The organism is Stenotrophomonas sp. YJH_SMC_127, from assembly GCF_059372445.1.
Genome location: NZ_JCAFVO010000013.1, coordinates 15,102 through 37,819 on the forward strand (window position 1 = coordinate 15,102; position 22,718 = coordinate 37,819).

The window sequence follows — 22,718 nt, forward strand, 5'->3', positions numbered from 1 at the left end:
TCGTCAGTTGCTGCCTCTGCGGCGACGGCGATCCGGTCGCAGCAACGCTGTATCGCCGGCCACCAGGGTCGGCCGCGCCAGCTCACCGCGCTTCACACGGTCCAGCACCCGCCGCGAATTGGCTGCACAGTCGATGCCGTCCGGCCGCGCCTGGATGTCCTCGATCAGGGCCAGCAGGTGCGCCCGGCTCTCTGCCAACCGCAGCTGCAACGCTTCGATGTCAGCCACCTTCTGCTGCAGCATCGCGATCAACGCCTCATGCTGCCACTGGCCCATGTCCGGTGGCAGCAGGGCGCGGATCTCTTCCAGGCTGAAGCCTGCACGCTGCGCGCCCGTGATCAATTCCAGCAACAGCACCGCCTGTTCCGGATAGTCGCGGTAGCCATTGGCCTGGCGCTGCGCCACCAGCAGCCCCGCGTCTTCATAGAAGCGAATGCGCGACGCCGCGAGGCCCGTGAGGCGGGCCAGCTCACCGATCTTCATCTGCCTGAATCCTCGCCATGGGAGCCTGTTGACCTTCAATAAAACTTGAAGGTTAGCGTAGCGCCATTCCCCTGTCCCGGAGCTGTCCGATGTCGCTGTTCTCGCCCCTGGCACTACCCTCCGGTGCCATCATCCGCAACCGCATTGCCAAGGCCGCGATGGAGGAAAACATGGCCGACGCCGACCACGCGCCGTCCGCTGCGCTGCTGCAGCTCTACCAGCGTTGGGCCGATGGCGGCGCAGGACTGATCATCACCGGCAACGTGATGGTCGATGGCCGCGCCATGACCGGCCCCGGCGGCGTGGTGCTGGAAGACGACCGCCACCTTGACCGCTTCATCGCCTGGGCCGAAACGGCACGCTCACGGGGCGCGCAGATGTGGATGCAGATCAACCATCCCGGGAGGCAGATGCCGGCCGCACTCGGCCAACCGGCACTCGCGCCGTCAGCCGTCGCCCTGGAGATGGGCGCGCTGTCCAGGCAGTTCGCACCGCCGCGGGCGATGACCGAGGCGGACATCGAAGAGGTGATCGCCCGCTTCATCCGCAGCGCCGAGCTGGCCGAGCGCGCCGGGTTCAGTGGCGTGCAGATCCATGCCGCGCACGGTTACCTGCTCAGCCAGTTCCTGTCGCCGCTGTCCAACCGCCGCGACGACCGCTGGGGCGGCAGCCTGCACAACCGTGCGCGCCTACTGCTGGAGATCGTGCAGGGGGTGCGCGCCACCGTGTCGCCCACGTTCGCGGTGGCCGTGAAGCTCAATTCCGCCGATTTCCAGCGCGGTGGCTTCTCGCCCGAGGATGCGCGCGCAGTGGTGGAAATGCTGGCGCCGCTCGGCGTGGACCTGGTCGAACTGTCCGGTGGCAGCTACGAAGCACCGGCCATGACCGGTGCCGCACGCGACCAGCGCAGCCTGGCCCGCGAGGCCTACTTCCTTGAGTTCGCGCGTGAGATCGCCACGGTGGCAACCATGCCGCTGATGGTCACCGGTGGCATCCGCCGTCGCGCCGTGGCCGATCAGGTACTTGACAGCGGTGTGGCCATGGTCGGCGTCGCAACCGCGCTGGCGATCGAGCCGGATCTGCCACACCGCTGGCAGCAGGGCCGCGACCCGGTGCCGACACTGCGCACCATCGACTGGCGCAACAAACCGTTGGCCGCCAGCGCACACATGGCCGCAGTGAAGTACCAGTTGGCGCGGCTGAGCAGGCTCCGGCCCACGGCGCCGGGTGTTTCGCCCGTCTGGGCACTGCTGCTGGCACAGGCGGCCGCAAAGTGCCGGACCCGCCGCTACCGGCGCTGGATCGGTGCACGCGCAGGAGGATACTGAGCGGGCAGGCTTCTCATCACCGAATCGATGCTTCACCATCTGCACGATCGGCGGCAGCCCGTCGCCGGTCGCAACACGCAGAAGGAACCCTCGTGGCAGCAGGACCAACCAGGAACCACGAAAAGCTGCTCGATGACCTGCTCTCACTGGGCCGCAACTGGGCGCTGGCCATTGCCATCGCGGGTGCCGGAGCTGCGGTCCATTACAGCGAGTCGGTCTACGAAGCAGGCATCTGGCGCGACCTGCTGCCCACGCTCTGCTTCCTGGTCGCCATCGTCTGGATCGTGCTCAGCATCATCCGCTTCGACCTGACCATCCAGCAGCACTTCGAGCGGAAATTGTCACGCTGGCTCAGCCGTCTGCTGTATGTCGTGCTGCTTGGCACCGGCATCACTGCCGTGTTCTTCGTCACCGAACTGGCGGAGAACAATCACATCGCGCGGATGTGCGACTCGGTGGCCAATGAACCCGGCAGCCGCATCCACAGGTCGGCCGAGTGCCAGCGCCTGTACCAGCACCGCGCGGCGTACCGGCAGCGCCTGGAATCGGCCGAGGGTGAGTTCGACTGAACGGGCTTCATCGCGGTCTTCGCGCGCGATGAACACATTTCGTGGATGTGCATTTGGGCACAGTGCAGCCGACGCCGCGCTCTCGGCCCGTACCGGACCCGCAATGCACCCCCATCGCGCACCTGCCCGCCATGATGCCATCGCCTTGCAGGCCGGCATGCTGGGCAGCGTGTTGGGCGTGGCGCTGTTCAAGGCCATCGCACTGTCTGCGTTGGCGACGGGTTCGATGATGGGTATCGGGCTATGGGTGATGGCCTGCGCGCTGCTGGCAGCGTGGGCGCTCGCAGCCTATCTGGCCTGCCTGGCACTGAGCCGACGCGTGTTCGTGCTGATGCTGGTGCTGTGCACGGTACTGGTGATCTGCATCGCCTGACGCCGGCAGGGGCCGGACTATCGCGCATCTGTTATAGGATAACAAGTGCGGTTGGTCCGATTGTGCATGCCCGGTGTCACGGATTTGAATTCCATGGCCATCCCGGCATCACCCGAGGCCCCCCCATGAACCTGCAGCCCCCGCTCCGCGTGACCCTCATTGCCATCGCCCTCGCATCGCTCAGCGCCTGCGCCACCTATGACGACAGCAACATGCATCAAGCCTGCCAGGAGTCGCCGCACCTGAAGGACCTGCCGCCCGAGGTCGCTGCCCGCGAGAGCCGCTGCAACAAGGGCATGGAAGTGTGGTCGAGCGAGCGCAAGGGCAGTGACAAGCCGCTGGACCTGAGCGGAAAGAAGAACAATCCCTGACGAAGGTGCGCGCCCGGTTGCCGCGCCTGTCTTGATCGCGCCCATGCATCCGGCTGACTGCTCCATCACAGCCGGCGCGCGACGATGAGGTCTCCCCACCCTGTCGAGACTCAGATGCCGGACACTGCCCACCCTGTCATTCGCGCGTTCGAGGCCGTGTTCGATCTATCAGGCAGCGTGCAGCGCATCACTGCGCTCACGGTCACCTGCCGGCATTGCTCGTCGACCAGCTCTGCCAGCGAAGACAACCTGGTGCAACTTCCGGGCGGGGCGTTGTTTCGTTGTGACGGGTGCGGCTGCCATCAACCGGTCAGCCACGCCCGCCTGTCGGACTGGCAACCGGCGTCGTTGCTGGGTATCTGAGGGCCGCCACGTGGAAATGACTGCGGAACAGCGGAAAATACTCCAGGCAATCGCCGCTGCAGAGCCGGTGCGCGGCGATGCCGCAACGTGGGCGGTGACCGCCGGATGGGCGGTACAGGCGGAAGACGGGGATATCGATCTGACCGAGGCTGGCCGGGATGTGCTCACCGCGCAGGCAGGTCGTAAGGGCTAGACCCGCCGATCAGGCCAGCTTCGCCTCCCTTCGCGCTGCGCCGCGATAGCGGCAACCTGCTGAACAAAGGGTGCATCCCTGCCACGTCAACGGCGAAGTGGCGAGGCCCTTCATGCCGAGGGTGTGCAGGGCATCATGACATGCGCTCGGCTATGCTGCGCCACCTCCCTGCGCCAATGGCGGCCATGCATCCTTTTCCCCTGCCAGTCTCTGCACCTGATCAGCTCGCCTACCGACTGCTGCAGGACAGTGACTGGGCCCGCTCGGCCACTGCCGCAAGCGCACCCGCCGAACTTCGCACCTTGCTGGCGATGATCCTGGATTCGCCGGAACCCCTGTGGCTTGCCTGGGGCAAGGAAGACAAGGCGTTCTTCTTCAATGATGCCTATCTGCCGATGCTGGGGGAAAAGCTGCACGGCGCGATGGGCAACCGTCTGGAGGATGTCTGGGCGGACGTATGGCCGGACGTGGTGCATGCCGTCGACGACGCCTTTGCCGGCACCAGCCGCAGCTTCAAGAACCTGCCATTGATGATGGATCGCGACGGCACGCTGCGCGAAACTTTCTGGACGTTTTCCTATTCACCGCTGCGCGTCGGCTGCGGCAGTGTCGCCGGTATCCTGTGCGTGGTCAGCGAGCAGACCGAACGGGTGATCGAGCGCGACCTGCACAGCCGCCAGGTCGCGGCGATCACCGAGCAGGCGCGGGAGGCCCATCTGGAACTGGTGCGCGCCCGCGAGCAGCTGCGCCAGTCGCAGAAGCTGGAGGCGATCGGCCAGCTCACCGGCGGTGTGGCCCACGACTTCAACAACCTGCTGCAGGTCATCACCGGTTCGGTGGACATGCTCCTGCACACGTGGCCGTCAGACGACACCCGGCGCCGCTACATCCAGGCCATTGCCACAGCCTCGGACCGCGCCACCAAGCTGACCGCGCAACTGCTTGCGTTCTCGCGTCGCCAGAGCCTGTCGCCGGAGGTCTTCGATCTCTGCGAGAGCGTGCACGCGCTTTCGGACATCATCACCACGGTACTGGGTGCACGCATCCAGGTGTCGTTGACGTTGCCCGGCACGCCGTTGCCGGTGCTGCTGGACCGGACCCAGCTGGACACTGCATTGATCAACATCGCGGTCAACGCGCGCGATGCGATCGAGGGACACGGCAGGGTGACCATCGAGGTGGAGCAGGTAACCGCGGTGCCTTCGGTGCGCTTCGCCGCGCCGATGAAGGGCGACTTCGCCGCGATCAGCGTGACCGACACCGGAGCAGGCATCGACCCCGCCGTCGTCGACCGCATCTTCGAGCCCTTCTTCACCACCAAGAGCGTCGGCGCCGGAACCGGCCTCGGCCTCAGCCAGGTGTTCGGCTTCGTCAAGCAGTCGGAAGGCGAGGTGGACGTGCAGAGCCAGGCGGGCGCCGGTACCCGCTTCACCCTGTACCTGCCGCTGGCGCAGGCGAGAGAAATGACGGAACGGCCGGCGACGCTACCGGGGCTGCAGCATGGTCACGGTGTCTGCGTGCTGGTTGTGGAAGACAACGTCGATGTGGCCGAATTTGCCGTCGGCGCCCTGCGCGAGCTCGATTACAACGTGGTACTTGCGCACAATGCGGACGAGGCCCTGGCGGAGCTCGAACGGGATGCCTCCCGCTTCGATGTAGTGTTCAGCGACGTAGTGATGCCTGGCATGAACGGCCTGGATCTGGCCCGTACCATCCGCAGCCGCCTGCCTGGGCTTCCAGTGATCCTTACCAGCGGCTACAGCGAACTGCTGGCCCGGGACCCTGGCCATGGCTTCACCCTGCTGCGCAAGCCTTACTCATTGAAGCAGCTGGCCTCGGTGATGACCGAAGCCGGGCGCTGCGCGCAGGCCGTGGTGGCGTCGCCCTAGCGGGCGGTCACCGCAGCGAACCGAACCAGCGTTCCAGCGAAGGCTCCAGCCCCGACGTGTCACCGCCAGCATCGCAGGCCCAGGCGACGATACCGTCGGGGCGGACCAGCACGGCGCCCAGTCCCAGCGTGTCGCGCGCCGTGGACATCACGCAGGTGACCGACCGCTGCCAGCGCTCAATGATCGGACCGAGCGAATCGCCGGTATCGAGCCCCAGCAGCACGCCCTGCCCTGCACGCAGCAGCTCTCCCATCCGACGGTCATCAGCCAGTTGGACGTCCGGTGCGCTTCGGCCAACCCGCGGATGGCTGCCGTCGAGCACCGGTGGCGGTGCTATACCCCACAGCCGCTCGGCGAGATAGGTGGCACCGTCGCGGGTCGCGGCCAGGTCGGCGATGACCGCCGCCAGCGCGCGCGACCCGGGGCCTGGCCGCATCAACGCCACCTGCGCACGTGACCAGTCGAGCACCTGGGCGCCGATCGGATGGCGCTCAGCCTGATAGCTGTCCAACAGCGACTCTGCCACATCACCTCGCACCACCGCGGCCAGCTTCCACCCCAGGTTCATCGCATCGCCGATGCCGAGGTTCAGCCCCTGCCCGCCCAACGGCGAATGCATGTGCGCGGCATCACCGGCCAACAGCACGCGGCCGCTGCGATAGGCCGTGGCTTGGCGCGCGGCATCGGTCCATGTGGTGGCCAGATGCAACGCCGTGATCGTTGCCTCTCGCCCGGAGACACGCCGCAGCAGCGCCTGGGCGGTGTGCCGGTCCAGCGGCGTGCGATGGCCGGCGCCACCGTCGAAATCGGCCAGCGCCAGCATGCCCGGCGGATTGAAATTGCACATGCCGTGTTCGGTGAACTGACGCCCCGGGACGAGCACCGACGGGTCTGCCAGTTCGACCTGCAGCGTGTGCCCGGTGAACTCCGGCGCCGTCCCTGCGAACACGAACCCCGATTGCTTGCGTACCGTGCTGCGGGCGCCATCGCAACCGACCAGCCAGCGGCCCCGCATCAGCCCGCGACCGGTCTGGACCACCATCTGTGCTTCGCGTGCGTGCACCGCCTGCACCGTGCAGCCACGCTCGATCTGTACACCCAGCGACACCGCACGCTCGGCCAGCACCGCCTCCAGCGACTGCAGCTCGACCGCCATCTGGGTGGGCACCGGCGTCGGCAGGCGATGGCGCCAGCGCGCACTGTCCACGTTGTCCAGCGCAAAAGGAATGCCGGCGAAGTGGCCGCCCAGTGGCCGCGGTTGCGCCAGCCAATGGGCGGTGCCGGGCGGCGGTGCGCCGTTGTCCGGCTTCAGCACCTGACTGGCGGCAACCGCATCCAGCAGGCCACGTCGATCCAGGGCCTCCAGGGTGGGCGCATTCAAGCCGCGCAAGCCAAAGGGCAGGCGTTTCAAGGGCGTCTCGGGCGACGCTGCCTGCTCCAGCAACAGGACCGAACAGCCGGCCTGGGCCAGCTCGCACGACAGGAACAGGCCGACCGGGCCGGCCCCGGCGATGACGACGTCGTACAACATGGGATTTCCCTGTGAGCGCCGGGCCGGCGCTCTGGCGACGCCAATGTTACACTCGGTGTACGTTTCCACAAGTGAACCGCCCATGATCCCGCCCCGGGGCCGCCGCGAGCAGCGCAAGACCGAGACCCGACAGACCATTTCGGACGTCGCCACCGAACTGATCATCCGCCGCGGCTTCGAAGCCGTGTCCATGTCCGAGATTGCCAATGCGGCGGGGGTCTCGCGCAAGACGGTCTTCAATTATTTCGCCAGCAAGGAAGACCTGGTGTTCGACCGCGATGAGGAGGCCCGGACCCTGCTTCGCGAAGGCATGGCGGCGCGCCGTGGCATGGCCCCGCTGGCCGCCTTCCAATCGCTGGTGCGGGAGCTGCTGGACAGCGGCCATCCGCTGTTACGGATCAACTCCGGTGCAGCGGCCTTCTGGGCAACCGTGGCCGACAGTCCGGTGCTGGTGGCGCACGCGCGACGGCTGCAGGCACAGCTGGCCGACGACCTGGCCCAGCTGATGGCCGACGCGGCCGGTCGGCCCGCGCAGGACGCGGAGGCACGCCTGGGCGCAGCCATGCTGCTGGCGTCGATGGTGGCCGCCTATGAGAGTGGACTGGCCAGCCAGCAGAGGGGCGAGGATCCGCGCCAAGCGATGCTGCAGCTGATCGTGCGCGGTGGCACCGGCGTGCTGGTGGCCTTGGCCGGCACCCCATATACCGACCCGGGCCTGCGTCCATAGCGCACTCGGGGGATAGGTCACGAAGCGTTGCAAATGCTAATCTTTCTCATTTGCAGCCCGCCCCGACCCCCTCATGCCGCTTCCAACCCCGCTCAAGCACGCCCTCTGCCTGGCGCTGCCCCTTTCCCTGGCTACGCCTGCACTGGCCACCGAGGCCTCCGCTGACACCCCGAAGGACCTGGACAAGGTCGAAGTCCGCGGCCGCGCGCAGACCCTGTACCGTGCCAACGATGCGGCCGTCGGCACCCGCACCGATACCCCGTTGGAACTGGTGCCGCAGTCGATCCAGGTCGTGCCGCGCGAGCTGATCGACGACCAGGCCGCGCGCCAGGTCACCGATCTGTACCGCAGCATCAGCGGCATCAGCTTCTTCAGCTATGCCGGCGTCACCCTGCGCGGGTTCCGCCAGGAGAACGTTCTCTACGACGGCCTGCGTGGTGATCCCTATGCGGGCTTCTCGGTGCCGCAACTGTTCAATATCGAACGCGTGGAAGTACTGAAAGGTCCGGCCGGTGCGCTGTACGGCGGTGGTGATGCGGGCGGTGTCATCAACTATGTAACGCGCAAGCCCAAGGCGCGCGCCGAACGCCGCATCGAGCTGCAGGCAGGCGACAAGGACTTCCGCGCCGGATCGATCGAAGGCACCGGCCCCTTGAATGCCAGCGGCAGCATTCGCTATCGCGCCGGCCTGTATGCCGACAGCGAGCAGGGCGTGCGCTGGAATGCCGACAGCGAAAGCGTGATCGGCGATGCCTCGCTGGCCTTCGATGTCGGCCAGACCGGCGAACTGGTGCTGCAGTTCACCGACATCACCCAGAACCTGGGCGGCAACCGCCTGCGCGGCGTGCCGGTGAACGATGCCGGCAGCTTCCTGACCGACCGCCGCTGGAACCACAACGAGGCCAGTGACTTCCTCGACATGCGCGCCAAGGTCGCACTGGCGCAGTATCGCTTCGCACCGCGCGACAACCTGGACGTGGACCTTGCTGCGCGCTGGTTCAGCAACAACGAGCACCAGATGTACCACGAGCCGATGGGGCTGATTGATCGTGACCGCGACGGCGTGGCCGAGTGGATGACGCGCCAGCTGCGCAACCAGATCCGTGACAACACTGCCTTCACCGCCAGCGGCAATGCCGTATGGCGGATCAACACCGGCCGTATCGAACACAAGGTGCTGTTCGGCGCCGACGTGTACCAGCTCGACGCCGACTTCACCGCGCAGACCGCCAACAGCGCCGACCTGGCACGCGGCGCCGGCCCGGTGCGCGGCATCGACCTGTTCAACCCGGTCTATGGCGCGAGCACCTGGCATGACTACAACCTGGCTGCCCTGCCGTGGCGCAGCACCGCCACCCGCAGCAAGCGCTACGGCGGCTACCTGCAGGATGAGCTGGCACTGGGCACGCGCTGGCATGTGCTGGCCGGGCTGCGCTGGGATGGGTTCAAGGATCAGGACCGCATGGGTGGCGGCAGCGTGGATGGCAACGATCTCAGCTGGCGCCTGGGCAGTACCTTTACCGTCCGGGACGGCGTGAACCTGTATGCCAACATCGCCAGCGGCTTCGTGCCGCAGAGTGCCACCAACCAGAACCCGGCGGCCGGCGGACCGTTCGACGCGGAGCGCAGCAGGCAATGGGAAGTCGGTCTGAAGTCCCTGCTGGCCGACCGTGTGACCCTGAACATGGCGGCCTACCGCATCGACCGCAGCAACATCGTGCAGGCCACCGGCGAGGTGATCGGCGGGGTGAACCAACTCGCTGCACTGGGCCTGGTACGCAGCACGGGCATGGAACTGGACCTGCTGGCCGACGTGACCGAGCGCTGGGTGGTGAACCTGACCTACGCCTACAACGACGCACGGGTGAAGGATGCCGGACCGAACGGCATCACCAATGCCTCCGGCGACCGCTTCGCCAATGCGCCACGCAACAAGCTCGGCCTGTGGACGCGCTACGACCTGCCGTCGATCAACTCGGCCATCGGCTTCGGCGCCGACCATGTGGGCGAGCGTGTCAGCCTGGATGGGCAGGCGGTCAAGGCATACACGGTATTCGACATGAGCTGGAAGACCACGTGGAAGCAGTGGCAGTTCCAGGCCAACGTCAAGAACCTGTTCGGCAAGGTGTACGCGGCCAGCGGCTTCATCGAGCGCAACGGGCATTTCCCGGGCGAGCCGCGGCGGGTGTATGTGCAGGCGGCTTACAGCTTCTGAGCGGAGCCACCTGCGTCGCCGGCATCTCGTGCCAGCGTGCCGCCTGCCCGGACGGTAGACCACCCCAATTCAGGTATCCTTGCGCGCAGTCAGCCACGTCTTCATGCGACCGCTGCGGTGCAGCATCGACGTTGCCGACGAACATACGATTCACCATGGATGTTTCAACGTAGTCACAGGGGAAAATGGATGAAGAAGTTCCTGTTCGCGGCGATCATCGCCGTGTCGCTGGCGGGTTGTACCACCAATCCGCCGCTCAATTTCTCGGTCCCGAACGTCGGGGTCAGCAGCAAGAAGATTGATGGCGAACTGAAGTCGCTGACGGTCACGCTGGCACGTCCGGATGAAGCCAAGGGCAAGATTCCCGCGCAGGCCCAGCACGAAGTGCCGCAGATGTGGCAGAACGCGCTGACCGAAGCGCTCAATAAGATGGCGGTGTTCCGCGACGATGCACCGGTGAAGTTGAGCCTGTCGGTGAAGATTCTGGCGATCGACATTCCCAGCTTCGGTGCATCGATGACCACCAAGACGATCGCCCGCTACGAGCTGATCGATCGTGCAACCGGCAGCATCGTCTACACCCAGGATGTCAGCGCATCCGGCGAAGTTCCGTTCAACTATGCCTTCGCAGGGGTAATCCGTGCCCGCGAGTCGATCAGCCGCTCAGCACAGAACAACATCGCCCAGTTCCTGCAGGCGCTGGAAACCGTGGACATTACCAAGCCGATGTTCCCGAACAAGCAGGAAGCGCCATGAAGCGCCTGCTGGTGGCTGCATCCGTTGCTGCGATGCTGACGGCCTGCGCGCCAAATGTGCGTACGGACAGTTATTCCATCGGTTCAGTGGGACAGGTCAATCGAACTGTCGGCGGTACGGTCATCAGCGTCCGCGCGGTCAGTATTGACGGTTCACAGGGCGGTGGTGCCGTTGCCGGCGCTGCGGCTGGCGGTGTGGCCGGCTCCACCATCGGTGGCAGCGACCAGGGGGCGGCCATCGGTGCCATTGGCGGCCTCGTGGTCGGAGCTATTGCCGGTGCAGCCTCCGAACGCGCACTCTCGCAGGCCAAGGGCCTGGAATATGTTGTGCAGACGGAGAACGGCAACCTGATGACGGTTGTGCAGGGCCCCGATCCGGTGTTCACCACCGGCATGCGGGTCCTGGTGCTGTATGGATCGCCCTCGCGCATCATTGCCGATCCGCGACAAGCGAAGACAGCGCCGTAACCCCCAACAATGCCCCTTTCGAGGGGCATCGTTGTATTGGATATCGAGGGGGAGGTGGCAACCCACCTCCCCTGCCCAGGTCAGTGCGAGCAGGACACCAGCATCGAGCGGGTGGCCATCTGGGTAGAGGTGAAGCCGTTCCTGTTGCCCACCGCGATGGCATTTCCTTCATCGCCATCCTTGCTGAAGACCACATAGCCGCCTGGGCACATCTGCCCGGCCTTTTCGTAGCAGCCACTCCAGGAACTGGAACCGCTGCAGTCGATGGAAACACCACGGCGGCCATCGGGGGTGACGGTCATTTTGGCAGTGGTGCAGCCACTCAAGGCGGCAACCAGCAACAGCGGGACGAACAACTTCATGGGCACTCCAGGGGTTGGGGATCAGCGAGCGGGCGCCAAGGCTGGAGTGCGCGGATTGCGCGAACCTTGCGCCGGGCGGCCCGCGCCGCAGCGGGTGTTGCGGCGTCACCGGCAGGCCCCGAAGGAACGCCATGTTCACGCAATGTTCCTGTAATACGGTGCCGGCGCTTGCCGCCCGCCTTATGCCTCCTTCCCGCCTGACGCCTGCCGATGCACATCCTGCTGATCGAAGACGAAGCCGAACTGGCTGCCACCCTGAAGTCTGCCCTGCAGCGGGAGCGCTACGTCGTGGACCTGGCCAGCACCCTGGCACTGGCCCGCCAAGCAGCACTTTCCGGATCACACGACCTGGTGCTGCTGGACCGCACCCTGCCCGATGGTGACGGGCTGGGGCTCATTCCCGTGCTGCGCGGGCGCAATCCGGGGGTGCCGATCATCGTGCTCAGCGCACTGGGACAGTTGCCGGACCGCATCGCCGGCCTGGATGAGGGCGCCGACGACTACCTGGCCAAGCCCTTCGCGCTGGAAGAACTGTTCGCGCGGATCCGCGCGGCCGGGCGCCGGCCGAGCGGCATGCAGGTGGAGCCGGTGAGCATCGGCCGGCTGCTGTTCGACCCCACCTCGGGCGAAGCCAGCGTGGGCGGACAGCGACTGGAGCTTCCGCGCCGCGAGATCCGCGTGCTGGCGGCCCTCGCCCGCCGGCTGGGCCGCACCGTGCTTCGCGAATCCATCGAGATGGCGGTGTACGGCTTCGACGACGGCATCCATTCCAACACGCTGGACTCGCATGTCTCACGCCTGCGGCGCAAGCTGGCCGACGCGGATGCGGGGGTGGAAATCCATGCCATCCGCGGTGTCGGCTATCTGATGCGGGAAACGAAGTAATGGCGCTTCGTCCCTCACTGAAGCGCCCGCTGATCGTCAAAACCCTGATCTACCAGCTGCTCGCACTGCTGGTGGCCTTCTTCGCATTGCTGATGGTGCTGGTGCGTGTCGACAGCGGCGGCTACTACACCATCCAGACCTTCGCCCCGGTGGCGGCAGAGGCCGTTCGTCGGGACAGCAAGGGCGAGCTGTATGTGCAACGCACGCCGGCGCTGGACGAGCTGCTGAAGATCGTCCCCGGCGCGTGGTTCATCGCCGAGGATGAGCAGGGCCAACATGTGACATTCGGCCACGTTCCGCCCGCCTACGCCTCGCTGGTCGGCGCCCTCGACGGCATTCCCTATGGCGACCTGCGCGGACGCGGCCGCAACGACGGCCTGGCCGTGGTGATACGCCAGCACAGCGGTCCGGCCGGCAAGCTGACCATCATGGCCCATGGCGAAACCGATTCGCTGACCTGGCAGATGGCGCTGGCCGCACACATCATCACCCTGCCGATCTTCCTGCTGCTGGGCCTGGCCACCATCATCCTGACCCCGATCATCGTGCGCCGCGCCCTGGCTGGCGTGGAGCGCATCGCGCAGGAAGCCCGCAACATCTCTGCCAGCCGTCGCGGCATCCGTCTGACAGAGACCGCCGTACCGGTGGAGATCGCACCGCTGGTGACCGCGGTGAACGAAGCGCTGGACCGACTGGACGAAGGGCACGAACGGCAGCGCCGCTTCATCGCCGCCGCCGCCCATGAGCTGCGTACACCGATCGCCATCCTGCGGGTGAAGATCGATGCCACCGACGATTCCACCTCACGCAGCCTGGCGGTGGAAGTCGCTCGGCTGGCAACGCTTGCCGAGCAGCTCCTGGACCTGCACCGCATGGAAGCCGATGGACCGAAGGACTCCCTCAACCTGGCCCGCGTGGCCAAGCGGGTCGTCGCCGATCTGGCCCCCCTGCTGATCCAGTCCGACAAGACGGTCGCCGTGGCAGTGGAACCGAACTTCCCGGTGCTGGGCGAGTCCGGTGCCATCGAACGGGTGCTCTCCAACCTGGTATTGAATGCCGCCGAGCACGGTGGACGCCATATCATCGTGCGCGTACAGGGCAGCTGCCTTGAGGTGGAAGACGATGGACCTGGCATTCCGGTCGACCAGCGCGAACGCGTATTCGAACCCTTCCAACGCCTGCGCCCCCGGCAGACAGGCGCCGGATTGGGCTTGAACCTGGTGCGGCAGGTGATCGACCGCCACGGTGGCCACGTCACGATTCTGGATGCGCCCGGTGGCGGCGCCCTGATCCGCATCGAGTTCCCCGTGCATCCAGGCGTCACCAGCGCATTGGCGCCGGAGTACTGAGCGCATCGCTTCCACGTGGATGACTATGCGCGGATGACTACTGGCTGTCCGCGCGCCAGGACTGCGGTTGATGCGCAAGGTTGCGGCAATGTTCGCTGCCCAGCATCCAGGTGAGCGGCACAGCAGGTGCTGCGTCCGGAACTGACAGGAAGCCTGCATGTGACACAGGGAGCTCCTCCACCGCCCTCTTCCACCCCTGCCCCGCCGCCTCGGAATACGCCCAGCCTGACCGCCGCAGCATGGAACTGCCGCGCGCATGCAGGCCGCGCGCGTGGGTTGGAACACTGGCCGCACTGGCTGCGGATGATTCCCGAACGCGAGCGGGCCGGCGTACTGATCCGCCTGTTCGCCGCACTGTTCCTGCTGCTCCCAGGCCTTGCGCTGGTGGCTTCCGCGTATCGGCACGCGCATGCAACGGCCACTGCCGTGCTGGTGTTCGTCGCCGTGCATGCCGCACTGCACATGCTGGTCGTGTGGCGAGGGGCTGCACTGCGCCCGGCTCCCCCGCTGCTGCGGGCCCTGGATACGCATGCAGCCACCGTGATGCTTGCTGCCACGTTGATGATCATCGCGATCATCGCCGCCACCGCAACGCTGCCGATTGCGGTCTGCGCCGTGCTGCTGGTCGGCGCATTGTGCCACCTTTCGACCTTGCCCACGCCGGCGCAACGCCTCCGCCACGTGCTGTTGGCGCTCGGTAGCATGATCCAGTTCATCGCGATGGCACTGCTCACGCAGGGCATTGCCCACTGACACGCCTGCACCATCGCAAGGTTCGCGCAATCCAGCGCATCGAGACTCGACCACCATCCACACCTGTCGCCCCAGGCGTGCATTCCAACAGTCTCGAGGATCCACGATGCCCTGTCTCTTCCGGATGCCGCGCCGATGAGCGCCACACCGCGCAGCCGCCGCCGTGTGCTGATCATTGCTGCCGCACTCCTCTGCACAACGTTGGCACTCTTCGCTTGGCTCCGGCCCGTACCACCACCGAAGCTGCAGGTGGCACCGGTAACCCGGGGCAACATTGAACAGGTCGTTGAAGCCACCGGAACACTGAAGCCCTCGCGGCTGGTGAGCGTGGGCGCGCAGGTATCCGGCCGCATCGAGGCCCTGCATGTGAAGCTGGGCGACAAGGTGAAGGCCGGCGATCCGATTGCCGATATCGATTCGCGCACCCAGCGCAACGCATTGCTGAGTGCGCAGGCAGCACAGCGCACCGCGCGCGCCAACCGCGATGCGCTGGCCACCGACCTGCGCCAGTTCGAGCTGACATTGCATCGACAGCAGCAGCTGGTGACCTCGCAGTTGGTGGCACGCGCCGACGTCGATGCGGCCAAGGCCAAGGTCGATGCCACCCGGGAACAGATCGCCGCGCTGGAGGGTGAGATCGTGCAGCGGCAGACCGACGTGGATATCGCACAGACCAACCTCGAGTACACCCGTATCACCGCCCCCACCGACGGCACCGTGCTGGCCGTGGTGGCGCGCCAGGGGCAGACCGTGAACGCGGTACAGAGCGCACCGACCATCGTGATGCTGGGCAACCAGGACGTGATGACGGTCTACGCGGAAATCTCCGAGGCGGATGTTGTGCACACGTCCGTTGGTCAGGAAGCGTACTTCACCATTCTTGGCGACGCGGGACGTCGCTACAGGAGCACGCTGCGCGACATCGCCCCGGCTCCGGAATCGATCACCCAGGAAGACGCCTCCGCCCTTGCTTCACCCGCGACCGGCGGTGGCAGCCGCACCGCCATGTACTACAACGGGCAGTTCGACGTCGCCAACGCCGATGGCCGCCTGCGCAGCTACATGACCGCGCAGGTGCGCATCGTGCTGGGTCGCGCCGACAACGTACTGACGCTGCCCTCCGCTGCGCTCGGTGCACGCGCGGCCGATGGCAGCTACAGCGTACAGGTGCGTGGCGCGGACGGGCACGCCCATGCGCGCCGCATCACCATCGGGCTGGACGACCAGATCCAGGTGGAGGTACGCAGCGGCCTGAAAGAGGGCGAACAGGTGGTGCTGGCGCAGGCCCGGGACGAAGCCGCTACCGCACACGCGCCGTCGAAATGAGCACATCCACCACCGCCCCTTTGCTGCGCGTACGCGGCATCCGCCGCGAGTTCGCGGCCGGCGAACAGACCCTGGTCGTGCTCGATGGCGTGGACCTGGACATCCACGCAGGCGAACTGGTGGCCATCGTGGGCCAGTCCGGCTCGGGCAAGTCCACGTTGATGAACATCCTCGGCTGCCTCGATCGCCCTTCCGCCGGTGCATACCAGATCGCCGGACGCGAAACCGCTCAGATGTCGCCCGATGAACTGGCCGAACTACGCCGCGAGCACTTCGGCTTCATCTTCCAGCGCTATCACCTGCTGACCGACCTGACCGCATTGGGCAATGTAGAAGTGCCAGCGATCTATGCCGGCATGGCGGCGGCCACCCGCCACGCCCGCGCGGCCGAGCTGTTGGCGCGGCTGGGCCTGAGCGAACGTATGCAGCATCTGCCTGGCGAGCTGTCAGGTGGCCAGCAGCAGCGTGTTTCGATTGCGCGCGCACTGATGAACGGCGGCGCGGTGATCTTCGCCGATGAGCCGACGGGTGCACTGGACACCCACTCCGGCAGGGAGGTGATGAAGATCCTGGGCGAGCTGCATGCCGAGGGCCACACCGTGGTGCTGGTGACGCACGACATGGCCATGGCCGAACATGCTCATCGCATCATCGAGATCCGCGATGGCCGGATTGTCGATGATCGCGCCACGGGCAAGGTCTCTGCCGCGGATGGGTCAGCGGCGGCCCCGCCGCAGCGCGGCGGTGGCAGCGGCTGGCAGGCGGTGCGTGACCGCTTTACGGAGGCGTTACGCATGGCCCTGCGCGCAATGAACGCGCACCGCATGCGCACCTTCCTGACCATGCTCGGCATCATCATCGGCATTGCGTCGGTCGTCTCCGTGGTCGCGCTGGGTACCGGCGCGCGCCAGGCCATCCTGTCCAACATTTCCTCGCTGGGCACCAACACCATCGAGATCTATCCCGGGTCCGGCTTCGGCGACCTGCACTCGGCGCGGGTGGAAACGCTCACCCCCGGCGACAGCGTGGCCCTGGCCGGGCAGCCGTTCGTGGACAGCGCTACACCCGGCGTGGCCACCACCGGCACCGCGCTGCGCGGCAACCGCTCGGCCAGCGTGCAGGTGCAGGGCGTCAGCGAGCAGTACTTCCGCGTGCATGGCCTGAAGCTGGGCGAAGGTGCCTTCTTCGGCCCGGCCGCCGTGGCCGGCTACCAGCAGGTAGTGGTGATCGATGCCAATACCCGCGCCCGCTTCTTCGCTGCGGTGGACAATCCCATCGGCCAGACCCTGCTGCTGGGCAACGTGCCGGTGCGCGTGGTGGGCGTGGTGAAGAAGGACGCCGGCGCGGTCGGCGATGCCTCGCTGCTGCGGGTGTGGCTGCCCTACACCACCACCATGGCGCGCATGCTCGGGCAGAGCCACGTTTCCAGCATCACCGTGCGTGTCTCCGATGCCATCAGCATGGAGGCGGCCGAGCGCGCCATCGGACGATTGCTGGCACGCCGCCATGGCAGCACCGATTTCTACATGAGCAACAACGCGCAGATCCGCCAGTCCATCGAACAGACCACCGGCATCCTGACCATGATGATCAGCTCCATCGCCGCCATCGCGCTGGTAGTGGGCGGAATCGGAGTGATGAACATCATGCTGGTGTCGGTGACCGAGCGAACACGCGAGATCGGCGTGCGCATGGCGGTGGGCGCGCGGCGCAGCGACATCCTGCAACAGTTCCTGATCGAATCGGTCCTGGTCTGCCTGCTCGGTGGCGTGCTCGGCATCGGCGTGGCCCTGGCATTGGGGGCAGGGTTGGCGCTGGCCAACGTGGGTTTCAGCCTGGTGTTCTCCGCCAATTCGATCCTGGCCGCCTTCGCCTGTTCCAGCCTGATCGGTATTGGCTTCGGCTTCCTGCCAGCACGCCGCGCCGCGCAGCTGGACCCGGTCGAAGCACTGGTTCGATAGCCAGTGACCTTACCTGCAGTGACGGCAGGTTCGCGCAATGTCTGCGGGCTCTACTGGAGCTACCAACAATGTCCGCACAGGAGCTGGACGATGTCTCTGAAACCAGGAGGAACCGCACTGCTGCTGGCAGCGGCTGCACAACTGATGCTGCTGTTGCCCTACTCCGGCGACGCCCATGCGCAACGCGGTAACCGCTACAACCCGCAGTGGGACCAGGACTACCGTGACCGCGATCGTGATGCATGGGAGCGTCGTGAACGCGAGCGTGAGCGTGACCGGGAACGTGAGCGCCGCCACGATGCCAAGACCACCGGTGTGGTGGTGGGCGTGGTGGGCGCAGCCGTCGTGGCCGGTGTGATTGCCGCAGCCGCCAAGCGCGAACGCGAGACCCGCGAACGCGCCGACTACTGCATTCGCCGCTACGGCAATTATGACCGCCGCAACGATACCTATCGCGGCGCCGACGGCTACACCTATCCCTGCCGCTGACCTGCACATCTCAAGGACATACGACCCATGAAGAAGACCGCTCTGTTGATCGCATTGTGCGCCGCTCCGCTGGCCTCCCAGGCCGCGCCGGCTGACCCGAAGCAGGCCTACATCGATTCCACGTTCACAGCGATGGACACCAACAAGGATGGGCGTGTCGACAAGGCCGAATACACCAGATTCCAGCAGGGGCGCTTCAGCAAGCAGGCCGATTCGATCGACGCCGCGTTCAGTGCCATGGACACGAACAAGGATGGCAGGATCAGCAAGGATGAAGCCACGTTGGTGCCGGAGATTGCGAAGTACTTTGCGGGCCTGGACACCGATGGTGATGGCTATCTGTCGCTGAAGGAGATGCAGCAGGCCATGGTGGCCGCGCAGACGGCAGACGCCCCGGCGAGGTAGCGCCCCGGTACTGGATGCCAATCCACATCGCCTTGGTGGGTGCCCACCTTGGTGGGCACGGCTGCGTCACCGCGCGCCAGGGCCAGAATGCCCACCAAAGTGGGCGGCTACCGCAGCGGTGAAATGGCATCCACCCAGGCGGACATCTACCCGGCTGGTACGCGTCGGTCGCCAAGCGAACTTAGCAATGCCCGCGCACCGAGTTGCAAAGACCGCGTGAGGCGAAGCTGCGACAGGCCGGGACCCTAGCCCATCCGTATCGCCGGGATGTCGCGCGCCTGCGCATCGACCTCCTGCTGGCGCTGCGCGTGTGCCTGTTCACGATCCGCACCGACTGCCCGCAGGGCCTGCAGTGACTGCTCGACCGGCGTCTGCACCGCCCGGTCCGTGGGCATGGAGGCCCGCAGATGCGCCGGATCATTCAACTCGCCCTGCACCACGAACACGTTGCGGCCGGCCGGGTGATCGGCAGTCTGCGCGCTCAGCAGCACATGGTCGGCACGTTCGAGCTGGTTGTGGCGCGCCAAGGCCATCACGCTCGCCACCAGGCGCTCGCTGTTCTCGTCGTGGGTACGCCCGGCGCCGGCATCGATCGCGGCCACGCCTTCGCGCACCTGCTGCATCAATGCGTACTCACGGTGGCCGGGTCCAATGTCGGCCAGACGGGTCGCTACCTGCGCGGGATCCCGCACGTCGTCCACGGCTGCGGTCAGCGGGCTGCGGGTGATGGTCCGGTACGGGTCGTCCGGGTGGAACTGGGTACGTTTTTCCTGCCGTTCCAGACGAACGTCCCGCGCGTCGTTGAGTTCAGCGATGCGGGCCGGATCGGTGATCTCACGCATCGACATGTGGCCACCACCCGCGCTGACACTGGCCCATTTCCTGTCCGCTTCGAAGTACATCGCGTAGTAGCTGTTGCCACCGATGACGTTCGGATCGACCGCCGAGCGCCCTTCCAGTGCCTGGGTGGCTTCCAGCACGCTCAACCGGGTCAGGTATTGCCCGCCCTTCGTCCATCCCATCTGGCTGATGGCATCGACGCTGGTGTTGCCTACGCGCGGGCCTCCGGCGTAGTCATTGTTGAGCATGTTGGTCCAGATCTGTTCCAGCTTCTCGGGGCCGCTCTTCTGCTCAGCCGCCTGCAGCAACACGCGCGGCGTCCAGCAGTTGGGATCGAGTTCATGCCGTTCGAATGCCCGGTCGTGTGCCAGCATTACATCCTTGCCGGGAAGATTCAGTGCAAATTCGGGACGCCCCTGCTCCATCCAGAACAGGCGTCGCTCCAGGTCCTGGCGCAGAAGCGTCTGCCCAAACATCTCCCATTGCCGCTCGCTCAGCTGCGCATCGGGAAAGCCGGAGCCCTTGCCTTCCTGATCTCGGGCGTAATCCTGTGCGTAGCTGTTTGCAACGCGGCCTGGCAGGCTGTCGTTGCGAACAACACCCAGCGCAAGCGTGCCATAGCCATCCGCATCTGGCAGCTGCGACAGATAGTTCCAGTACAACTCACGGTTTCCGGCCTTGGCATAGCTGGCCAGAATCCTGAGATTCTCTTGCGTCAATCCGCCCATCGCCTGCTCCTGAATGCACTCACTGCCGGACGCGGGAGCGCGCGAGAAGATCCCGCACCGCATCTTCCATCCGCTTCCAGTCCGCCAGGAAGGCCCGCTTGTAGTTCAGCGAGATGGAAAGCTTGTTCTCCACATCCGAGAAATAGTGGAAGCACCCCGCAGCGGCTTGCCCTTGCTCACTGATGACCTGATCGCCCTGCAGGCGAACGCCATCCCCACGAAACGCCGTGCTTTCGCATTTGATGAATGTGGTCAGGCTGCCGTTGGGAGCGCGCGCGATGTACCAGTCATCTTCATAGGCAGGATTACGGGTGGGCGGTTTTCCATAGCGTGCCTCGTATTCCTTCGAGAAAATCCCCATCCTCGTTTCATCGATGGCGTAAGGCGTCAGTCCCATGACGTCGGGCCGCGCAATACGCAGATCGAGTCGATCCCGAGGATCCCCTCGCTCCACGGATCCTTCCTCGGTGGATGCCTGGTTGGAGGACAATCGCTCCAATGATGTTTCGATTGGCGCACGATCGATGTAGTCGATCGCCACAGCAATTTCCTTCCGGAAATCATTCGTACGCGGATTCGCCCGGGCACCCGGCGGCGTCGGCGTCATGTTCGGCCACTCGATGACCAGCGTCACGCCCTCGCCCGGCCACGGTGCGATCTGGCTGTCCAGGTAGTTGGCCGGAATGCGGAAAGTGTTCGGCCCGAGCTTCACGTCCACGGGCGCATCGGTATAGGTGTGGCCGTTGATCGTGCGGCCGGTCTGCGTTGCGCCGGACATGGCGGGATTCCTTTCGTGTTCGGTGGACGGCGGCCGCGCACACGCGCCGGCACTCACCGCGACGGCAAGTGCAAGCGTCAGGCAACGGCCGGGGGACATCACGTGCATGGGCATTCCATTGCAGAGTTCCCAATCGATTATAGGTAAAACTGCGGAGGCGAACGAAGGGTCCGCGCCCCAAGGCTTAAAGGCCTAGGCGAAAACCACTTTAGACCCGAGCCCGTGACCGGCTCACCCGGGGGGCCGGTCAGGCCATCCGCATGGCCGGGGTGTCGCGCGCCCGCGCATCGACCTCCTGCTGCTGGCGCTGCGCGTGTGCCTGTTCACGTTCCGCACCCACTGCCTGCAGGGCCTGCAGTGACTGCTCGACCGGCGTCTGCACCGCCCGGTCCGTGGGCATGGAGGCCCGCAGATGCGCCGGATCATTCAACTCGCCCTGCACCACGAACACGTTGCGGCCGGCCGGATGATCGGCGGTCTGCGCGCTCAGCAGGACATGGTCGGCACGTTCAAGCTGGTTGTGACGCGCCAAGGCCATCACGCTCGCCACCAGGCGCTCGCTGTTCTCATCATGGGTACGTCCCGCGCTGGCATCGATCGCGGCCACGCCTTCGCGCACCTGCTGCATCAAGGCGTACTCACGGTGGCCAGGACCAATGTCGGCCAGACGGGTCGGGGCCTGCGCGGGATCCGGCACGTCGTCCACGGCTGCGGTAAGCGGACTGCGGGTGATGGTCCGGTACGGGTCGTCCGGGTGGAACTGGGTTCGCTTTTCCTGCCGTTCCAGACGAACCTCGCGCGCGTCGTTGAGTTCGGCGATACGGGCGGGGTCAGTGATCTCCCGCATCGACATATGGCCGCCACCCGCGCTGACACTGGCCCACTTCCTGTCCGCTTCGAAGTACATCGCGTAGTAGCTGTTGCCACCGATGACGTTCGGATCGACCGCCGAGCGTCCTTCCAATGCCTGGGTAGCTTCCAGCACGCTCAACCGGGTCAGGTACTGCCCGCCCTTCGCCCATCCCATCTGGCTGATGGCATCGACGCTGGTGTTGCCTACGCGCGGGCCCCCGGCGTAGTCATTGTTGAGCATGTTGGTCCAGATCTGTTCCAGCTTCTCGGGGCCGCTCTTGTCCGAGGCGGCTTGCAGGAGCACTCGAGGAGTCCAGCAATTGGGGTCCAGTCTGTGCTGCTCGAAAGCGCGGTCATGAGCCAGCATGACGTCAGCGCCAGGCAGATTCAGCGCGAGATCCGCACGTCCGTTTCCCATCCACGCCTGTCGAAGCTCCAGATCTTCCCGCAGCAGTGTCCGCCCGAATGCTTCCCACTGGCGCTCGCTCAGCTCGGCATTTGGAAAGCGCGAACCTTCGTCATTCTGAGATCTGGCATGGCTTTGCGCGTAGGCATTGGCCACGCGTCCAGGCAAACTGTCATTACGTACCACACCTAGCGCCAGCGTACCGTAGCCGTCCGAACCCGGCAGTTGCGACAGGTAGTTCCAGTACAGCTCACGATTACCGGCATCTGCATAATCGATGAGGATTCTGATGTCCTTCTGGGTCAGGCCGCTCATTGCT

Annotated in this window: 24 protein-coding genes; 18 read left to right on the top strand and 6 right to left on the bottom strand. The window is 65.8% G+C overall.

Annotated features, from left to right (window positions below; all coding sequences use genetic code 11):
• Nucleotides 1-3: 3 nt before the first annotated feature.
• A complete protein-coding gene (locus tag AC5QAB_RS19805) occupies nt 4-483 on the bottom strand; it encodes a MerR family transcriptional regulator (protein WP_046431348.1) in 480 nt (159 codons plus the stop codon).
• A gap of 89 nt (nt 484-572) precedes the next feature.
• On the opposite strand from AC5QAB_RS19805, the gene AC5QAB_RS19810 reads away from it, so the two are divergent.
• The 7 genes from AC5QAB_RS19810 (at nt 573) to AC5QAB_RS19840 (ending at nt 5,569) form a co-directional block, all read left to right on the top strand.
• Nucleotides 573-1,811, top strand: coding sequence for an NADH:flavin oxidoreductase/NADH oxidase family protein (locus AC5QAB_RS19810; RefSeq protein WP_100450279.1), 1,239 nt, complete (start codon nt 573-575; stop codon nt 1,809-1,811).
• 92 nt (nt 1,812-1,903) lie between these two features.
• Nucleotides 1,904-2,380 carry a hypothetical protein gene (locus AC5QAB_RS19815; protein ID WP_046431353.1) on the top strand — a complete coding sequence of 159 codons (477 nt, stop codon included), beginning with the start codon at nt 1,904-1,906 and terminating at the stop codon, nt 2,378-2,380.
• Between the two features lie 103 nt (nt 2,381-2,483).
• Nucleotides 2,484-2,753, top strand: a complete 270-nt coding sequence (locus tag AC5QAB_RS19820; protein WP_032957425.1) for a hypothetical protein — start codon at nt 2,484-2,486, stop codon at nt 2,751-2,753.
• Nucleotides 2,754-2,878: 125 nt separating this feature from the next.
• Nucleotides 2,879-3,124 (top strand): hypothetical protein, encoded by a 246-nt coding sequence (locus AC5QAB_RS19825; protein ID WP_032957423.1) that lies wholly within the window; start codon nt 2,879-2,881, stop codon nt 3,122-3,124.
• Between the two features lie 114 nt (nt 3,125-3,238).
• Nucleotides 3,239-3,487, top strand: coding sequence for a hypothetical protein (locus tag AC5QAB_RS19830; RefSeq protein WP_014647589.1), 249 nt, complete (start codon nt 3,239-3,241; stop codon nt 3,485-3,487).
• A gap of 16 nt (nt 3,488-3,503) precedes the next feature.
• A complete protein-coding gene (locus AC5QAB_RS19835; RefSeq protein ID WP_172980598.1) occupies nt 3,504-3,680 on the top strand; it encodes a hypothetical protein in 177 nt (58 codons plus the stop codon).
• Nucleotides 3,681-3,865: 185 nt separating this feature from the next.
• Entirely contained in the window at nt 3,866-5,569 is a 1,704-nt protein-coding gene (locus AC5QAB_RS19840; protein WP_041864224.1) for an ATP-binding protein, read from the top strand.
• Nucleotides 5,570-5,576: 7 nt separating this feature from the next.
• On the opposite strand, the gene AC5QAB_RS19845 is transcribed toward AC5QAB_RS19840, so the two are convergent.
• A complete protein-coding gene (locus AC5QAB_RS19845) occupies nt 5,577-7,100 on the bottom strand; it encodes an FAD-dependent monooxygenase (RefSeq protein WP_134966688.1) in 1,524 nt (507 codons plus the stop codon).
• Between the two features lie 82 nt (nt 7,101-7,182).
• On the opposite strand from AC5QAB_RS19845, the gene AC5QAB_RS19850 reads away from it, so the two are divergent.
• The 4 genes from AC5QAB_RS19850 to AC5QAB_RS19865 all read left to right on the top strand — a co-directional run bounded on the left by AC5QAB_RS19850 (nt 7,183) and on the right by AC5QAB_RS19865 (nt 11,265).
• Nucleotides 7,183-7,827, top strand: coding sequence for a TetR/AcrR family transcriptional regulator (locus tag AC5QAB_RS19850; protein ID WP_046431363.1), 645 nt, complete (start codon nt 7,183-7,185; stop codon nt 7,825-7,827).
• 73 nt (nt 7,828-7,900) lie between these two features.
• Nucleotides 7,901-10,042 (top strand): TonB-dependent siderophore receptor, encoded by a 2,142-nt coding sequence (locus AC5QAB_RS19855; RefSeq protein ID WP_423172621.1) that lies wholly within the window; start codon nt 7,901-7,903, stop codon nt 10,040-10,042.
• Between the two features lie 189 nt (nt 10,043-10,231).
• On the top strand, nt 10,232-10,798 hold the full coding sequence (locus tag AC5QAB_RS19860) for a putative periplasmic lipoprotein (protein ID WP_032957416.1): 567 nt from the start codon (nt 10,232-10,234) through the stop codon (nt 10,796-10,798).
• The gene (locus AC5QAB_RS19865; protein WP_032957414.1) at nt 10,795-11,265 is read left to right on the top strand and encodes an outer membrane lipoprotein; all 471 of its coding nucleotides are present in this window, start codon (nt 10,795-10,797) and stop codon (nt 11,263-11,265) included. The genes AC5QAB_RS19860 and AC5QAB_RS19865 overlap by 4 nt, the downstream gene beginning before the upstream one ends.
• Before the next feature lie 80 nt (nt 11,266-11,345).
• On the opposite strand, the gene AC5QAB_RS19870 is transcribed toward AC5QAB_RS19865, so the two are convergent.
• Nucleotides 11,346-11,627 carry a hypothetical protein gene (locus AC5QAB_RS19870; protein ID WP_032957412.1) on the bottom strand — a complete coding sequence of 94 codons (282 nt, stop codon included), beginning with the start codon at nt 11,625-11,627 and terminating at the stop codon, nt 11,346-11,348.
• 210 nt (nt 11,628-11,837) lie between these two features.
• On the opposite strand from AC5QAB_RS19870, the gene AC5QAB_RS19875 reads away from it, so the two are divergent.
• The 7 genes from AC5QAB_RS19875 to AC5QAB_RS19905 all read left to right on the top strand — a co-directional run bounded on the left by AC5QAB_RS19875 (nt 11,838) and on the right by AC5QAB_RS19905 (nt 18,795).
• Nucleotides 11,838-12,512 (top strand): response regulator transcription factor, encoded by a 675-nt coding sequence (locus AC5QAB_RS19875; protein ID WP_014647595.1) that lies wholly within the window; start codon nt 11,838-11,840, stop codon nt 12,510-12,512.
• Nucleotides 12,512-13,861, top strand: coding sequence for a sensor histidine kinase (locus AC5QAB_RS19880; RefSeq protein ID WP_197556815.1), 1,350 nt, complete (start codon nt 12,512-12,514; stop codon nt 13,859-13,861). The genes AC5QAB_RS19875 and AC5QAB_RS19880 overlap by 1 nt, the downstream gene beginning before the upstream one ends.
• Nucleotides 13,862-14,164: 303 nt before the next feature.
• Entirely contained in the window at nt 14,165-14,614 is a 450-nt protein-coding gene (locus AC5QAB_RS19885) for a hypothetical protein (protein WP_080354615.1), read from the top strand.
• 135 nt (nt 14,615-14,749) lie between these two features.
• Nucleotides 14,750-15,940, top strand: a complete 1,191-nt coding sequence (locus AC5QAB_RS19890; protein ID WP_046431376.1) for an efflux RND transporter periplasmic adaptor subunit — start codon at nt 14,750-14,752, stop codon at nt 15,938-15,940.
• Complete coding sequence (locus AC5QAB_RS19895; RefSeq protein ID WP_495233579.1) at nt 15,937-17,901, top strand: MacB family efflux pump subunit; 1,965 nt, start codon at nt 15,937-15,939, stop codon at nt 17,899-17,901. The genes AC5QAB_RS19890 and AC5QAB_RS19895 overlap by 4 nt, the downstream gene beginning before the upstream one ends.
• Nucleotides 17,902-17,991: 90 nt before the next feature.
• Nucleotides 17,992-18,390 carry a hypothetical protein gene (locus AC5QAB_RS19900; RefSeq protein WP_032957406.1) on the top strand — a complete coding sequence of 133 codons (399 nt, stop codon included), beginning with the start codon at nt 17,992-17,994 and terminating at the stop codon, nt 18,388-18,390.
• 27 nt (nt 18,391-18,417) lie between these two features.
• Complete coding sequence (locus AC5QAB_RS19905; protein ID WP_014647601.1) at nt 18,418-18,795, top strand: EF-hand domain-containing protein; 378 nt, start codon at nt 18,418-18,420, stop codon at nt 18,793-18,795.
• Between the two features lie 245 nt (nt 18,796-19,040).
• On the opposite strand, the gene AC5QAB_RS19910 is transcribed toward AC5QAB_RS19905, so the two are convergent.
• From AC5QAB_RS19910 to AC5QAB_RS19920, 3 genes are all read right to left on the bottom strand, one after another.
• On the bottom strand, nt 19,041-20,363 hold the full coding sequence (locus tag AC5QAB_RS19910) for a Smlt3024 family type IV secretion system effector (RefSeq protein WP_495233580.1): 1,323 nt from the start codon (nt 20,361-20,363) through the stop codon (nt 19,041-19,043).
• Nucleotides 20,364-20,382: 19 nt separating this feature from the next.
• Nucleotides 20,383-21,249 carry a Smlt3025 familytype IV secretion system inhibitor gene (locus AC5QAB_RS19915; protein ID WP_495233581.1) on the bottom strand — a complete coding sequence of 289 codons (867 nt, stop codon included), beginning with the start codon at nt 21,247-21,249 and terminating at the stop codon, nt 20,383-20,385.
• A gap of 139 nt (nt 21,250-21,388) precedes the next feature.
• Nucleotides 21,389-22,714: a Smlt3024 family type IV secretion system effector gene (locus AC5QAB_RS19920; protein WP_014647604.1), complete on the bottom strand. Its 1,326-nt coding sequence runs from the start codon at nt 22,712-22,714 to the stop codon at nt 21,389-21,391.
• Nucleotides 22,715-22,718: the final 4 nt, after the last annotated feature.